Annotated in this window: 14 protein-coding genes; 8 read left to right on the forward strand and 6 right to left on the reverse strand. The window is 30.2% G+C overall.

Annotation, left to right across the window (positions count from 1 at the left end):
• The first annotated feature begins 144 nt into the window (after positions 1-144).
• From OCU55_RS20745 to OCU55_RS20765, 5 genes are all read left to right on the forward strand, one after another.
• A complete protein-coding gene (locus OCU55_RS20745) occupies positions 145-1023 on the forward strand; it encodes an ROK family protein (protein ID WP_261854198.1) in 879 nt (292 codons plus the stop codon).
• Between the two features lie 332 nt (positions 1024-1355).
• Positions 1356-2657 carry an extracellular solute-binding protein gene (locus OCU55_RS20750; protein ID WP_261854199.1) on the forward strand — a complete coding sequence of 434 codons (1302 nt, stop codon included), beginning with the start codon at positions 1356-1358 and terminating at the stop codon, positions 2655-2657.
• 164 nt (positions 2658-2821) lie between these two features.
• Complete coding sequence (locus OCU55_RS20755; protein ID WP_261854200.1) at positions 2822-3703, forward strand: carbohydrate ABC transporter permease; 882 nt, start codon at positions 2822-2824, stop codon at positions 3701-3703.
• A 3-nt stretch (positions 3704-3706) separates the two neighbouring features.
• Positions 3707-4594: a carbohydrate ABC transporter permease gene (locus tag OCU55_RS20760; protein ID WP_261854201.1), complete on the forward strand. Its 888-nt coding sequence runs from the start codon at positions 3707-3709 to the stop codon at positions 4592-4594.
• Positions 4595-4691: 97 nt separating this feature from the next.
• Complete coding sequence (locus OCU55_RS20765) at positions 4692-5621, forward strand: glycoside hydrolase family 113 (RefSeq protein ID WP_261854202.1); 930 nt, start codon at positions 4692-4694, stop codon at positions 5619-5621.
• A 96-nt stretch (positions 5622-5717) separates the two neighbouring features.
• Here OCU55_RS20765 and OCU55_RS20770 read toward each other — a convergent pair whose 3' ends face one another.
• The gene (locus OCU55_RS20770; RefSeq protein WP_261854203.1) at positions 5718-6428 is read right to left on the reverse strand and encodes a GntR family transcriptional regulator; all 711 of its coding nucleotides are present in this window, start codon (positions 6426-6428) and stop codon (positions 5718-5720) included.
• A gap of 362 nt (positions 6429-6790) precedes the next feature.
• On the opposite strand from OCU55_RS20770, the gene OCU55_RS20775 reads away from it, so the two are divergent.
• Complete coding sequence (locus OCU55_RS20775; RefSeq protein WP_261854204.1) at positions 6791-7453, forward strand: hypothetical protein; 663 nt, start codon at positions 6791-6793, stop codon at positions 7451-7453.
• Positions 7454-7611: 158 nt separating this feature from the next.
• On the opposite strand, the gene OCU55_RS20780 is transcribed toward OCU55_RS20775, so the two are convergent.
• Together OCU55_RS20780 and OCU55_RS20785 are read right to left on the reverse strand one after the other, a co-directional pair.
• On the reverse strand, positions 7612-9348 hold the full coding sequence (locus OCU55_RS20780; protein ID WP_261854205.1) for an MFS transporter: 1737 nt from the start codon (positions 9346-9348) through the stop codon (positions 7612-7614).
• 77 nt (positions 9349-9425) lie between these two features.
• Positions 9426-9956 carry a TetR/AcrR family transcriptional regulator gene (locus OCU55_RS20785; protein WP_261854206.1) on the reverse strand — a complete coding sequence of 177 codons (531 nt, stop codon included), beginning with the start codon at positions 9954-9956 and terminating at the stop codon, positions 9426-9428.
• A gap of 194 nt (positions 9957-10150) precedes the next feature.
• Between OCU55_RS20785 and OCU55_RS20790 the strand changes: the two genes are divergently transcribed.
• On the forward strand, positions 10151-11194 hold the full coding sequence (locus OCU55_RS20790; protein WP_261854207.1) for a phosphodiester glycosidase family protein: 1044 nt from the start codon (positions 10151-10153) through the stop codon (positions 11192-11194).
• An 82-nt stretch (positions 11195-11276) separates the two neighbouring features.
• Complete coding sequence (locus OCU55_RS20795; protein WP_261854208.1) at positions 11277-12527, forward strand: HlyC/CorC family transporter; 1251 nt, start codon at positions 11277-11279, stop codon at positions 12525-12527.
• 144 nt (positions 12528-12671) lie between these two features.
• Here OCU55_RS20795 and OCU55_RS20800 read toward each other — a convergent pair whose 3' ends face one another.
• From OCU55_RS20800 to OCU55_RS20810, 3 genes are all read right to left on the reverse strand, one after another.
• Entirely contained in the window at positions 12672-13346 is a 675-nt protein-coding gene (locus tag OCU55_RS20800; RefSeq protein ID WP_261854209.1) for an ABC transporter permease, read from the reverse strand.
• On the reverse strand, positions 13339-14259 hold the full coding sequence (locus OCU55_RS20805) for an ATP-binding cassette domain-containing protein (protein WP_261854210.1): 921 nt from the start codon (positions 14257-14259) through the stop codon (positions 13339-13341). Before OCU55_RS20805 ends, OCU55_RS20800 begins: the two co-directional genes overlap by 8 nt.
• A 195-nt stretch (positions 14260-14454) precedes the next feature.
• Positions 14455-15381, reverse strand: coding sequence for a sensor histidine kinase (locus tag OCU55_RS20810; RefSeq protein WP_261854211.1), 927 nt, complete (start codon positions 15379-15381; stop codon positions 14455-14457).

Raw genomic sequence — 15381 nt, forward strand, 5'->3', positions numbered from 1 at the left:
TTTTTTAGGGCAACTACATCTGAATATCGTTTAAGAAAAAATATTTTTTACTGTATATCTTACAAAGTAGTTATAGGGAAATTAATATTTATATAAATGATAGACTTTAATTAAATTCATTTTAATAGAAAGGTGAGTGTATATATGAGCATATTAACCTTTGATATTGGTGGGACAAGCATAAAATATGGAGTGTTAGATAGAAGTGGAAATATACATGAAAAAGGTAAATTTGAAACTCCTAAAGAAGATATAGATGCCTTAATCTCTGGAATGGTAGAGATTAAGAAAACTTATGATGATAAGTATGATTTTGAAGGAATTGCAATGAGCTGTCCAGGTGCAGTAGATGATAGTACTGGAATAATAGGTGGAGCAAGTGCAGTTTCATGTATACATGGATTTAATATTAAAGAGAAAATAGCAAAAGCCACAGGCATAACAAACATAAGCATGGAAAATGATGCCAATTGTGCAGCTTTAGCAGAAGTGTGGATAGGTGCAGCAAGAGACAATAAGGATGTATTATTTGTAATATTAGGATCTGGTGTAGGCGGCGCTGTAATTAAGGATAAAAAGATTCACAAAGGAGCAAATCTACATGGCGGTGAATTTGGATACATGATAACATCAGAAGATTATACTACTTTAAGTACAGTAGCAACGCCAGTTCATATGGCAGATAGCTATGCAAAGGCTAAAGGAGTTAATGATAATTTTATTGATGGAGAGCAGGTGTTTAAGCTTGCTGAAGCTGGAGATGAAATCGCTAAGCATGAAGTAAAAAGGTTTTATAAGAACTTGGCAATTGGAATATATAACATTCAGTATGTTTATGACCCTGAAGTTATAGTTATTGGTGGTGGAATAAGTATAAGAGAGGATCTTATAGATAATATTGAATTAGCTATGGATGAGCTTATGGCTGCTGTAGAAATTGCGAAGGTCAGACCAGTTGTAAAACGATGTGAATATATGAATGATTCAAATTTAATTGGTGCAGTTTATAACTACATTAATTAAGGAATTAGTTCAAATAATTAATATAGTAATAGATATAGGTTAAGGCTAATGAATTATAGGTCGATTGATATATATATATATGAATTAGTATGTGTTAGAAAATGTAAGATATTAATGAAGTTTGTCAATAAAATATATCCTATAAAAAATAAAAGTATATATTTTTATTACAAAGCATATAGACATATAAAAAGATATAGTTTATAATAATTTTGTAAGATATATGTAAACGATATTAAAGGTATATTAAGTTAAAAATGCTATGGAATCATAATTTTAAGATTTAACTACATTTTCTTAAAATTATACAAATCAAAAGGGGGAATTTGAAAATGAATAAGAAAGTTTTAGCTGTAGTTATGAGTTGCGTTTTAGCAGCTGGTATTTTTACAGGATGTGGTTCAAAAAGCGACTCAAAGAGTGGAGACAAAATAACTCTTACAATCCTTACTCAAAAGACTGATTTCGTAAATACGAAATTCAAGGAATATGCTGAAACCTATAAGAAGGATCATCCAAATATAGAACTAAAGTTTGAAGCATATACAGATTATGATGCTCAGACTCAAACAAGAATCACTTCAAATGAATATGGTGATGTATTGATGATTCCGAATACTCTTCCTATAAGTGAAAGACCTAATTATTTTGAGTCTCTTGGAAGTGAAAAGGATTTAGCTAATAAGTATTATGGCCTAGACGGAGTTGGAGATGAATTTGGTGGTAAGATATATGGAATACCTTCAGATATGAATGTAAGTGGTATGGTTTATAATAAAAAGGTTTTTAAAGATGCAGGCATAACAGAACTTCCTAAAACTCCAGATGAATTTTTAAGCGATATGCAAAAAATAAAAGATAAATTACCAGAAGCTACTCCTTATTATACAAACTATAAAGATGGATGGCCACTAGTACAATGGGAGCCAGATACATTATCTGTATTTGGAAAGAATACTTATACAAATCAAGAGATGGTAAACACTGACTCTCCATTTTCACCAGGAACTCCTCATTATATAGTATATAAACTTATGTATGATCTAGCTAATAAAAAACTTATAGAAAAAGATCCAACCACAACAGATTGGGAACAGTCTAAGACACTTATGGCTCAAGGCAAGATAGGTGCCATGGAACTTGGAAGCTTTGCTATAGCGCAAATACAAGCTCAAGCATCAAATGCAGATGATATAGGATACATGCCTTTCCCTTATCAAGTTAATGGCAAGACATACTCAAACCTTTCAGCTGATTACCCAATAGCTGTAAATAAGAACAGCAAACATGTTACTGAAGCAAAAGAATTCCTAACTTGGTTCGTAGAAAAATCAGGATATGCTCAAGATTGTGGTACAGTACCAACATTAAAAGGAGCAGAAATGCCAAAGTCATTACAAGCATTTAAAGATTTAGGCGTTGAATACTTAATGCCAGCTTCTGCAAAAGAAGGTCAAGCTGGATGGAATGATAAGATAGACAAAGCTGCTGAAGTTGGGTTATGGCAACCAGACTTCAGAAGAAGAGTAATTGAAGCAGCTATAGGAAACTCAAAAGAAACTTATGACCAAATCATGAATGATTTGAATTCTAAGTGGAAGACAGCAAGAGCAAAGATTGTTTCAGGTAAATAATTAAACATTATTATTTCAAAACTCTCACGGGTTATGGTGAGAGAATCTAAAAATAATAAGTTTTATTACTAAGTGGTACATCCATATATATAAAGAATAAGAACTTTGTAGGCAGAAACTGCAAAGTTCTTGTTTTAATAGGTTATAAGAAAGGGGATATATTATTGTTTAAAGTAAGCAAAATGAGCTATAATGCTCAAAAAAAGCTAATAATTGTACTATTTTCAATTGTACCAGTGGCTCTACTATTGATATTCTGCTATTATCCTCTAGTTAGAATGGTTGAATATAGTTTTACAGATTGGAATGGAATATCAAAAGATTTTAATATTGTTTTTTTTGATAATTATAAAACTATTTTTTCTAAATCAGAATACTTTAAGGTTTTTAAAACAAGTATTTATTATTTTCTAGCTACCTTTATACAGATGGCAATAGCTCTTTATTTTGCTACTATATTGAGTTTTAAAGTTAAATTTAAGAACTTTTTTAAGGGTGCGATATTCTTTCCATATCTTTTAAATGGTGTTGCTATAGGCTTTATATTTTTATATTTCTTCCAACCAAATGGCACCCTAGATACTATAATGAAAGCTGTTGGATTAGGAAATTACACTCAGTTATGGTTAGGGAATCCTAATATAATAAATATATCACTAGCGTTTACATCAATCTGGAGATATATGGGTGGAAACTTTATAATATTCCTTGGAACAATACAATCAATTGATGGAGAGATATACGAAGCAGCTGAAATAGATGGTGCAAATAGATGGAGACAATTTATAAGCATAATATTACCTAATATTAAGAGAATAGTTGTACTTAATATAGTTTTAGGTATAAATGGAGCTTTAAGTGTATTTGAAATTCCTTATATAATGACTCAAGGAGCGAATGGAAGTAAGACCTTTGTTATTCAGACTCTTGATACAGGATTTAAGTATCAAAAATTAGGACTTGCTTGCTCAATGGCAATTGTTTTATTACTAATTTCTATAAGCGTAACATTAATCCAAAAGAAGTTTTTAAGTGAGGAGGACTAATCAGTGATAAATAATAAAGCTCTAAATATAAAAGCAAAGTCACCTAAAAGCGGAATGGACTTGAAATATAAAATTAAATATATAGTTTCTGATGTATTTAAGTATTCAACTTTAATTTTAGGGGCAGCAATTACTATAGTACCTATATTAGTTATACTTTTTACCTCATTTAAGACAAGTACTGAATATCAAACAACAGGACCGCTTACACTGCCTTCTAGTTTTAACTTTAATAACTATGTCACTGCATTTATAAGAGGAAACATGGTTACTGGCTTTAAGAATACAGCTATAATACTTGTTATATCCTTATTTGGTAAGATACTTCTTGGAACGATGATAGCTTATGTATTACATAGATTTAAGTTCAGAGGTAAAAAGGTTATCTTAGGTTTATTCCTTTTTGCAATGTTAGTGCCTACTGTATCAAATCAAGTTGTGGTGTTTAAAATAATAGCAAAGATAGGATTATTCAATAAAATTGGATCTATATTGCTACTAAACCTAGGAACTGACGTAATATCAATGTATATATTTCTACAATTCTTAGATAAGATACCAGTAGCTCTAGATGAATCAGCTATGCTTGATGGAGCATCCTATTTTACCATTTATACTAGAATAATATTACCTCTTCTAAGACCAGCAATAGCTACGGTGGTAATACTTAGTGGAGTAGGTATATACAATGATTTCTATACTCCATTCTTATATATGCCAGACCCAAAACTAAGAACTATCTCTACAGCATTATTTAACTTTAAAGGTCCTATGGGATCTCAATGGGAGATAATAGCTGCGGGAATAATGATTGTAATAATACCAACATTGGTTATATTTATATCATTACAAAAACATATTTATAATGGTGTACAAGGATCAGTAAAGTAAAAATAAAGTTTATACATAACGATTCTAGATATGACTAGATGAGCTGTGTATAAACTTAATTTATATGCAGATAATTTAAGTTACAGGGGGAGAGTAGATGGAGTATATTAAAGGATTTACCTTTGGTTTTATGGATAGGAGTTCAGATTTATCTTCTCAGGAAGGAAAGGACTCGTTAAGAATTCTTAAAGAAAGAACGAGCATAAGTCATGTTATTCTAGCAGTTGGAGCACTCCAAGATAATCCTCAATCAACTGATATTTATTATAATACTGAAGATACTGTAATGGATGAAGACTTATATAAGATAATAAAGTATGCAAAAGAATTAGGCTTAAAGATAATTTTAAAACCTATTCTAAATTGTAGCAATGGCGTATGGAGGGCTCATATAAATTTCTTTGATATCGAGGCACCTTGTGAGCCAAAGTGGAGCGATTGGTTTAAAAATTATAGTGATTTTATAGCTCATTATGCTAAGTTAGCTCAAGAAATGAATTGTGAAATGCTTATAATCGGATGTGAAATGGTGCAAACGGAAAGAAAGGAAGAATATTGGAGAAGTTTAATATCAAAAATAAGAAAAGAATATGATGGATTAATTTCATATAATACAGACAAATATCAAGAAGGAAATGTAAGGTGGTGGGATGCTGTAGACGTAATTTCTTCTAGTGGTTATTATCCTATAGATAAGTGGGAGCAAGAACTTAATAGAATAGAAAATATAATAAAACCTTATAAGAAGCCATTTTTTTTTGCAGAAGCTGGATGTCCAAGTAGAATAGGATCGTCTTTCATACCAAATAATTGGGAGTTAAAAGGAGAAGTTAATCTCGAAGAGCAAAGAATCTTCTATAAGACTATGTTTGAAAGAGCTGAAAAAAGATCTTGGGTAAATGGATTTGGGTTGTGGGATTGGAAAGCTAAACTTTATGATAAAAAGGAAGCGCTTAATGATGATGGGTATAGTGTTTTTGGAAAACCTGCTGAAAAAGTTATATATAATTTCTATAAAAATAAATAATATGTAAAAAAATAAACTTGTTATTTCATTACCTTAACAAGTTTGTTTTTTTATACTCAGTGTAAGTCTAATTAAGCGAGTATATACTATTATATTTTAACGTACAATTACTGTTTCAAAGGCAAAACGGTCATATCTGTGAATAGATATAGAATACTCAAATGCACTGCCATTCTCAAAATAGGCAACTTGCTCTACAACTGCAACAGGATCATTGGGTTCTAACTGTAAGTGTTCATGTTCTAGTTCATTAGATTTTCTAACTCGTATAGTCCTATGAGAACTCTGAACCTTTAAGCCTAAATCATTTTCTATGTAAGAGTAAATTGAGTCTAAAGCATGCTGTTTTTTTAATCCCGGTATCAACCCTATAGGCATATAAGTATTTTCCATAACAAAAGGGTTATTGTCCAGATATCTAACACGAAGTATGCTATAAACAAATTCTTCGTTTTCTAAATTGAGTTTTGATCTAATTTCTTCGTTACTTGATATAACTTCAAATTTCAATAATTCACTTGTAACTTTTCGGGTGCTATATAATGCAGTTAATCCTCTGAATTGATTTGAAACAAGTAATTTATTCATATCAGTACTGCTTATACTCTTTACAAAGGTACCAGAGCCTCTTCTCTTTACTATCAATCCTTCTGATACTAAAATATCTAAGGCTTTCTTTACGGTCATTTTACTTGCATCATATTTTTCGCAAAGGTCTTTTTCAAATGGTAACTGTTCATTTGCTTGAAGAGTACCTTGAACTATTTGATTTCGTATATCATTTGCTATTTGCATATATTTAGTCATATCGTTCTCCCAAATTCAAAAAAATAGGTATATACTTATATTATAACATTTTATACCTATATAATATATAGGTGTTTAATAAATTTTAAAAAGACTTTAACTCTAGCATTTATAGTAATCTAAATTTCTTATTAAATATATATATTTAATATGGAGACTATACTTTTACTTTGTGACAAGGTGTGAATTTAGATATTTAATTTTGTATAAGTATACAATAAATTGGCCTTGGCGGCTACACATAAATATGGAAATTTGTAAATGAATTAGATATAATATATTTAATACATTTAATGAGATTATGAGAATTTATGGTTAAAGTAAGGTGGTTTTAAACAAGTCATATTATTAGTGGAGGGTATATGGGGAAAAGAGAGAAGTTATTAATAGTGGCAAACATAGTAGTTGGAGTTGCTACAATTTCGGCTATAGCTACAGGTATACATAAGTATGGAAATCTATCTAGTAAGGATGAGGTTATAAATAGTATAGAGATATCAACTAAAAAGGAGCAAACCCTACAGTCAGATGATAAGCCTGCTGTGAAAGCTGATACTGCAAGCTCGCAACAGACTGATACTAAAGTTAAGGACACTTCTACGGATACTAGTGCGACTAAAGAAAATGCTGCAAACACTAGTGTAAGCTCACAAGTAACAAGTACATCTAACACTACAAAAGCAGTTACTAGTACTATAAAGAATAGTAGCAAAAGTAATACATCAAAATCAAATTCAAATACAACCCCTTCAGTAACAAATAATTCAAATGTAAATACAAGTACAAATACAGAAAGTAAAAGTGAACAGTCTTCTAGTAGTAATACTACAGTTGATACTACTAAGCAAGAGACTTCAGGGAGTACAACTGAAAATAGCGGGCAAACAGGCAGTCCAACGACACCTCCAGCTAGTACTGATAGTACAAGTAAAGATTCTACTAAAAGTAATGATACTTCAAGTAATCAAGCATCCTCAGATACTACAGATTCAAGTAAACAGGAACAATCTACAGCCACAAATTAGAATTAATATAAATAATAATGTTAAACATAACTCAAAAAGATTCAAATAAAAATAATAAAGTCTACTAAACTATTTATCTTAAAATATTTAGTAGACTTTTATTTATTTGTTCTAATAAGAAGTTTGTTTAATTAAGGTAAGACTTTTGTTTTGATTTCTTAAAATTCTTGGTGAGTAGCCGCAGGTTTATTCTTCTTTGATAATAAAAGTGTGAATATTAATCCAAGTAAGGCAATTACAGCTGCTCCTAGGAATAGTTTTGAAAAGCCTTCGTTTAAAGTACTTTGAAAAACATTTTCTATTGAAGATCTAAGTGTATCTATTTGAGAAAGATAGTCTGATTTCCATTGGGCAACCAAGGTGTCTGCAGTTACTCCTTTTGGAAGTTTACTGTTTTGTAATTGTTGCTTTAACATTGGAGAGAATTTATCTATCATTGAACTGCTAAATTGTTTTAGTACATCAGTTATTGTTGTAACATCTGCATTTTGAAGAGCAGCTAGTTGATCAGAGGATATTGATGATGAGCCTCCTTGAGTCATAGAAACTGCTGCATTGCTGCCAGGTATAGTTACTTTAGGAAGTATAGCCATCAACTTAGGTGATATATTTTTTCCAGCTTCAGATATAAATCCTATAAGTATGTTAGGGGATATTGCAACACCTATAGATCTTATTAGAGATAGTGTTGATTGAGCTGAAGCAGTTTCACTAGGATCAACATTTGTTTGCATTAGATAATTAAGTGGTGTTCCCATGCAGAACCCCATTCCAAGTCCTATAAAAGCCAGACCAATTAGCAAAGAAATAAAAGATGGATTTTTAGCTACAATGAAAGCTAAGGTTGAGCTTCCTATCAATGTAGAGGCAAATCCCATACTAAGTACTAACTTAGGTGAATATTTATCTACAAGTTTTCCGCCTAATGGTGCTGAGACACCTGAAAATATAGCCATAAGGGTTACTAAGTATCCACCTGAGCCAGTTTTTAACTTTAATGCATTTTCTCCAAATTGAGGAACAAACACTATACCCATCATCCCTGCTCCAGTTATGAAAGAAATCAGAAGAGTAAGAGCAATTTCTTTGTTTGTAAAGTATTTAAGATTTAATATAGGATCTAAAGATTTTTTTTCAACTACTATAAATATAGGAAGTAAAACTATAAAGATCAGTAAGTAAGGCCAAACTTTAGTTGAAGCTATACTGTTTCTAAAGTCATGAAATTGCAAGTTTGTAAGTGCATACATTAATGCAAGGATTAATATGGTCACTACAATGCTACCTAATACATCCAGTTTTTTAGGTTCTTTTAAAACACCCTCATCTTTTACGATTAATGCTGTTATTATTACACCAATACATATTGGAACATTTATTAAGAATAATACACCCCAGTTAGAATTACCAACTAAATTAAGTAATGCGGAGCCAACAGTTGGTCCCAATGTAGTAGAAATACCATATATAGCACCTACTAGTCCAAGAGCTGAACCTTTTTTTTCAATTGGGAAACTTTCGCCAATATAAGCAGTGGCTACTGGCATTATTCCTCCTCCGCCTAATGCTTGAATAACTCTTGCTGTTAAAAGAAATGAAAAACTGCCTGCATAATTAGAAACGCCGCAAAGTAATGATCCTATTCCGAATAAAGCTATACTTAAAGTGAAAACTCTCTTTTTACCATACCTGTCAGAAAATTTTCCGGCTATAGGCATAGAAACTGCATATGCAAGCGTATATATAGTTACTATCCAAACACTGCTACTAGAAGATATTGATAGTTGAGAAGCTATTACAGTTCTAGCTGGAGAGACAATACCAGTGTCTAAAGCACCTATAAAAATACCTAATAGAAAGATTATGAGTAAGATGGTTCGATTATTTTTTTTCATGAAAAACTCCTTTCTGAACTATGTTCATTTAAAATTAAAATAAAATCATTTAGTATAATTCAACTAAATGATATAAGTTACATTTGAATTGAGTGATATATTTCATCAAATGATATGTCTTTTTGTTTTACTGCAAAGGTCATAGAATTGATTATGAACTTAGCTAATTTTTTAGAATTTATTAAAGGTCTTATTTCTCCTTTTTCTGTTGCTATATTAATTGATTGTTCTAAAGCTTCATAAATTTGATCAAATATATATTGGTGTGGACAACCCTTAGAGCCATCTACCGTCATCATCATAAAAGTATCTATATAAGTAGATAAAAATTTATTTATATCAGAATAAATGAGAAATAATTTATCTTTTATATGGATATCTTTATATATAAGTGAATTAGAAAGTTCAATTACTCTATCCCAGTCATTAGTTATGATTTCTATAATTAAAGCATCCTTATTAGAAAAATAATTATAAAAGGTTCCTATACCAATATTGCAGGACTTGGCTATATCTCTTATGTTAAAATTATTATAACCACTATTTGTAAGAACTGATCTTCCTTCTTCAATAAGTTTGTCTTTTATATTAAGTAGTATCTTAGGCATTTAAAGGCTCCTTTGTTTTATGAACGATGTTCACTAATAATATTATTATATTGCAAATATCTTAAAATGCAATATATAAATTAAAAATTATAAAAATTTAATTTTAAATAAGAAAGAAATAGTTTATATTTAATGTAAGTTGGTAATATTAGTTTTTTATATATAAATTAATTATTGTAAAGAGAGGGACAAGTATGAGAAAGACTCGTACGGAAAGAAATAAGGATAGAAAGAAAAAGAGAATATTAAAAGTGGCGAAGCATGTTCTAGTTCTTTTTTCAGCAAATATCGTAATAGGACTTGCGTTATCAATCCCCTTAGTTTATTATGGGCCTTTTATAAACATAAAGGAATTCATAGTTACTACTGCAATGACAACCCTTAGACACCAATACATAGCAACACTCTTTCTAAGCAATGAAGAAATAAATAAAATAATGGATAAGCAAAAAATAGAGGATGATGTCAATAGTGATATATCTCAAATAGCTGTACAAACTATTGCTCCACCAGTAGATGAAGTAAATAAAGAAAAACAGAATAATGATGATCCTTACAATGGAATAAAGCTAATTGATATAAGCAATGATAGATATAAAGGATATGTGTTAATAATTGATGATCCTAAGAGAATAACAGTAGCTTCTTCGACTAAGCTTGGAAGCAGTGGTATGAAGTTAGATGAGATAATGAAAGAAGAAAAAGCTTTAGTTGGTATAAATGCAGGAGGATTTGAAGATGAAAATGGTAAGGGTAATGGTGGTAAGCCTTTAGGTGTAGTAGTGCATGAAGGAAAAGTAGTGTATGGAAAAGAAGGCGTAGAGTACTCAGTAATAGGTTTCAATAACGATGGTGTTTTAGTCCTTGGAAGATATACTTTAAATCAAATAAGACAAAACAATATTAAGGAAGCTGTTTCTTTTTCTCCTTTTTTAATAGTGAATGGTGAACCTACGATAAAAAGTGGAAATGGTGGCTGGGGGATTGCTCCTAGAACAGCGATTGGTCAAAGAAAAGATGGGTCTGTAGTTATGCTTGTTATAGATGGACGTCAAGTATCAAGTGTGGGAGCAACATTAAGAGATGTTCAAGATATATTGCTTCAATATGATGTTTATAATGCAGCTAATTTAGATGGAGGAGCATCTACTACTATGTACTATAAAGATAAAATAATAAATAAACCGTCATCACTAGCTGGCCCAAGAACTTTACCTACAGCCTTTATAGTTAAGTAAAGAATCCAATAATAAAATAGTATCTAATATGATATAATAAGCTGTATGGCATTTTTTGTACTATATGGGAGTGTGATGATTTTTGAACTCGAGTCTTACATGGGACTTTATAATATTAGTAATTTTATTAGCTCTTTCTAGTTTTTTTTCAGCAGCAGAGACTGCTTTGATGTCTTTAAGTAAGATAAGAATAAGACATTTAGTAGAAGAAAATATAAAAGGGGCTAAGCTAGTAGAAAAACTAACCGAAGAACCCAATAAACTTTTAGGAAGTATTTTAATTGGCAATAATGTTGTGAATATAGGAGCTTCTGCTCTTGCTACAACTGTCACTGCAAGACTTGTAAAAAGTGACTGGGGTGTTGCAATAGCTACTGCAGTGATGACTATTTTAATATTAATATTTGGCGAGATAACTCCAAAGTCATTAGCTAAGCAGAAATCTGAAGCTGTCTCCTTACGTGTAATAGGACCAATAAGTTTAGTGGTTAGCATATTAAAACCATTTGTATGGATATTTAATAAGATAGCTTTATTCTTTATAAAAATACTAGGTGGAGAGACTACTATAAATCAACAGTTCATAACGGAAGAAGAACTTAAAACAATTGTAAATGTAAGTGAGGAAGAAGGCGTACTAGAAATTGAAGAAAAGCAGATGATATACAATGTATTTGAATTTGGAGATCTTCAAGTGAAGGATGTAATGGTACAGAGAATTGATATAATTGCCGCAAGTGTAAAAGTTACTTATGAAGAAATAATTCAAATAATAAAAGATGAACAGTTTTCTAGAATACCAGTGTATGGTGAGACTATAGATGATATATTAGGAGTTTTAAATGTTAAAGATCTAATATTGGCGGAAGATGTAAACAATAATTTTTCAGTTAAAGATTATATGAGAATTCCTCTTTATACTTTTGAATTTAAGAAAATAACTGAACTTTTTAGTGAAATGAAAAAAACTAGAAACCATATGGCTGTTGTTTTAGATGAATATGGTGGAACAGTGGGTATTGTAACTATAGAAGATTTAGTTGAAGAGATTGTCGGTGAGATTGAAGATGAATATGATGATGAAACTGATAAGCATATTGAAGTGGTAAAAGAGGACGAATATATCGTAGATGGAAGTATGAGGATAAATGATCTGAATGAATTAATAGGAACGAAGATTGAATCCGAAGAATTTGATTCTATAGGAGGCTTTATAATAGGACAGATAGGTAAGATGCCTGAGGAAAATGAAGAGGTATCCTATCTTAACACAAGATTTGTAGTTGAAGAAGTAGAACGAAATAGAATAAAAAAGGTAAGAATTTATACCTAACAAAAAATAGGTAGCAGAAAATTAGTTTTTATATCATAATAAATAAAGACCATGCATGAGAGGAGTTTTATTTCCTGGATTATGCGTGGTCCTTATTTTTATATGTGTCTTTAGAAGTTTTACAACAATCATCTGAAATACAAATTATACTACATCCTTAATGTTCAAATGTCTCATTATAGGCAATAGTAGAGCGCTTGATATTATTGCTATAGCAACAGGTATTAGTGCATAAGGCGAGAGTTTTGTTATATCGTTATTTGAAGTTGCATTTAATATTAGAATACAGGATACAACCATGAGTGGAATAGATACCTTAACAGTTGAGAAGAATGAGTATGTTATGGAGACAAATGAGTTAAATATTGTGTAGAATATTGTTAATACTACTATTTTTACTGTTATTTCTATAGTAAAGCTATCAGTAATGGCTGGATATATATAGTTTGCTATATTAGCAACAGAGAAAAATATAATTGCACCTAGTATAGAGATTATTCCGCAGTATAAGCACATAACTAAAAGTTTAGCAAAGTATATCTTGGTTCTACTTATTGGATAGGTAAACATTATATTTATTGTCTTAGTTTTATATTCTTCCATGAATAGTTCACCTGAAAGGATACAGGTAAATACATTTGTTATTAGACTTACAACAGCAAAAGAAAGTAAGATTATAGCATTCCAGGAATTCAACTTTTCATCACTATAAAGTACTGGAAGAATAATTAATGAGGATAGGATTAATGTAATTAATATTCCTATAAACTTAGATCTTCTCTTTAGTTTAAAAAGTTCTATTGTTATTAAATTAAGCATTTTTAGTACCTCCTATAAGTGAAATAAAGTGGTCCTCTAAAGAATCCTTTCGAGTAGTCAATGACATTACTTCTACATCATTGCTAGTTAAAACCTTATTTATAATTGCACTATTATCTAATCTTTCATATATTCGTATCGTATTTACACCGTCAACTACGAAGTTATTAATATGCAATTTTTCTGTAAGCAAGAAAGCAGCTTTTTTTACATCATTTACTGTTATTTCGATAGAATGTTTGTTTTTAGACTGGATAGTTGCGTAGTCGATTTCTTCAAGTAATTTTCCTTTATGAATTATTCCTATAGTATCAGCAATTTGTTCAATTTCACTTAAGATGTGACTTGATATAAGTACGGTAACTCCGTGTTTTTTTGAAAGTGTTATTAGTAGATCTCTTATATGCTTTATACCTATAGGATCCAGACCATTTATAGGTTCATCTAACATTAGAAATTCAGGTTTTGTAAGGATTGCCCTTGCTATACCCAATCTCTGCTTCATGCCTAATGAAAATTCTTTTACAAGCTTTCCTTCAAAGTTATCTAGTTTAACCATATCTAATGCGGTTTGGATGCAGTCTTCGTCTTCGTATCCCATCAAGGTCTTATGAATTTGTAGATTTTCTCTTGCTGTAAGGGTTTCATAAAATGCAGGGGTTTCAATGACACTACCGATTCTCTTGAATACTTCAAATCTATTTAAGTTTATAGGTTCACCAAAAAATTCTATGGAACCTGAAGTTGGTTTCAAAAGATTTACTATTAATTTTATTGTAGTAGTTTTTCCAGAACCATTTTCTCCAAGGAAACCATATATCTCGCCTTTTTTTATATTAATACTTAAGTTATCTAAAATTGTTTTATTCTTAAATTCTTTTGTAAGGTTAAAGGTTCTTAATGCATATACCATTATTAAATCCTCCTAATCTTTAATAAGTAACTGAGTTAATATCAAAATTTACTTGTTATAGTAATCTTGTTTAGGTGTTTAAATATAAAATGTTTGTTTAAATCTTAATCTTTAATAACAGTATATTTAAAATACCTTTAAAATTTTTAAAATAAACCTTACAAATTTCTTAAATAAGTTAAGAATTTTACTTTACTATTTATTTAAATAGAACTTAAAGGTAGTTTTTTTAAAGGGATAGCTTTCTAAGAAAACATCACCATTCATTCTTTTTACTAAGGTCTGTACTATAGTAAGACCTAACCCGCTGCCAGAGTAATCTTTATTCCGTGAATCTTCTATTGTATATAGTCTTTGAAAAACTTTATCTTTCTCTAAAGAATTAATACCTTTACCATTATCCCACTCTTCAATCCATACTACGTTTGCTTCTTCATATAAAGAAACTCCAATGGATGTTCCTTCATAACCATATTTTAAAGAATTACTTATAAGATTGTTAAGTATCCTCTCTATAGCATCTTTATTAGCGTAGCAGTAAATGTCTGTATCAGGTATGCTTACTTCCATAGAAAGATTTTTTTCACTAATTATACTGTAAAAGTTTAAAACTATTTCTCGAAGTGTTTCTGATATATTTATTTTATCTAAAACTATTTCTTTATCACCAGATTCAAGTTTGGCTAGAGTAAAGAATTTGTTAATAAGCTCTATAACTTCATTGGTTTTAGCGCCAAGCTTTAGTAAGTAATCAGTTTTGCCACTCTCTGAAATATTCTTGTTATAATTTATTTGATCAATATAGCCAAGCATTACAGTTAATGGTGTTCTTAAATCATGAGAAACATTTGAGAGCATCTTTTTCATTGATTCTCTAGATTCATAATCACTGATTTGAAGCTTGTGAAATTCATTGATTAAGTGATTTATGGATTGGCATAACTTTTTGACATCTCTATTTGAGGAAGTTACTTTAATTCTAAGATTAGTATTATTAGATGAAATATCTTCACAGATTGAGGAAATGTATTTTATATCTTTCTTTATCTTTAAATTTTTTAGAGCTAGTAATACGATTATTATGAGTAGTATAAGGATTATAAACAGCAAAAGCTCTATCAT

The organism is Clostridium folliculivorans (assembly GCF_024341905.1).
GTDB lineage: Bacteria > Bacillota > Clostridia > Clostridiales > Clostridiaceae > Clostridium_AR > Clostridium_AR folliculivorans.

Coding starts and splice junctions, on each gene's coding strand:
- OCU55_RS20745 (WP_261854198.1), top strand. CDS start 145: ATGAGCATATTAACCTTTGATATTGGTGGGACAAGCATAAAATATGGA.
- OCU55_RS20775 (WP_261854204.1), top strand. CDS start 6,791: ATGGGGAAAAGAGAGAAGTTATTAATAGTGGCAAACATAGTAGTTGGA.
- OCU55_RS20790 (WP_261854207.1), top strand. CDS start 10,151: ATGAGAAAGACTCGTACGGAAAGAAATAAGGATAGAAAGAAAAAGAGA.
- OCU55_RS20800 (WP_261854209.1), bottom strand. CDS start 13,346: ATGCTTAATTTAATAACAATAGAACTTTTTAAACTAAAGAGAAGATCT.
- OCU55_RS20750 (WP_261854199.1), top strand. CDS start 1,356: ATGAATAAGAAAGTTTTAGCTGTAGTTATGAGTTGCGTTTTAGCAGCT.
- OCU55_RS20780 (WP_261854205.1), bottom strand. CDS start 9,348: ATGAAAAAAAATAATCGAACCATCTTACTCATAATCTTTCTATTAGGT.
- OCU55_RS20770 (WP_261854203.1), bottom strand. CDS start 6,428: ATGACTAAATATATGCAAATAGCAAATGATATACGAAATCAAATAGTT.
- OCU55_RS20805 (WP_261854210.1), bottom strand. CDS start 14,259: ATGGTATATGCATTAAGAACCTTTAACCTTACAAAAGAATTTAAGAAT.
- OCU55_RS20810 (WP_261854211.1), bottom strand. CDS start 15,381: ATGATAGAGCTTTTGCTGTTTATAATCCTTATACTACTCATAATAATC.
- OCU55_RS20765 (WP_261854202.1), top strand. CDS start 4,692: ATGGAGTATATTAAAGGATTTACCTTTGGTTTTATGGATAGGAGTTCA.
- OCU55_RS20785 (WP_261854206.1), bottom strand. CDS start 9,956: ATGCCTAAGATACTACTTAATATAAAAGACAAACTTATTGAAGAAGGA.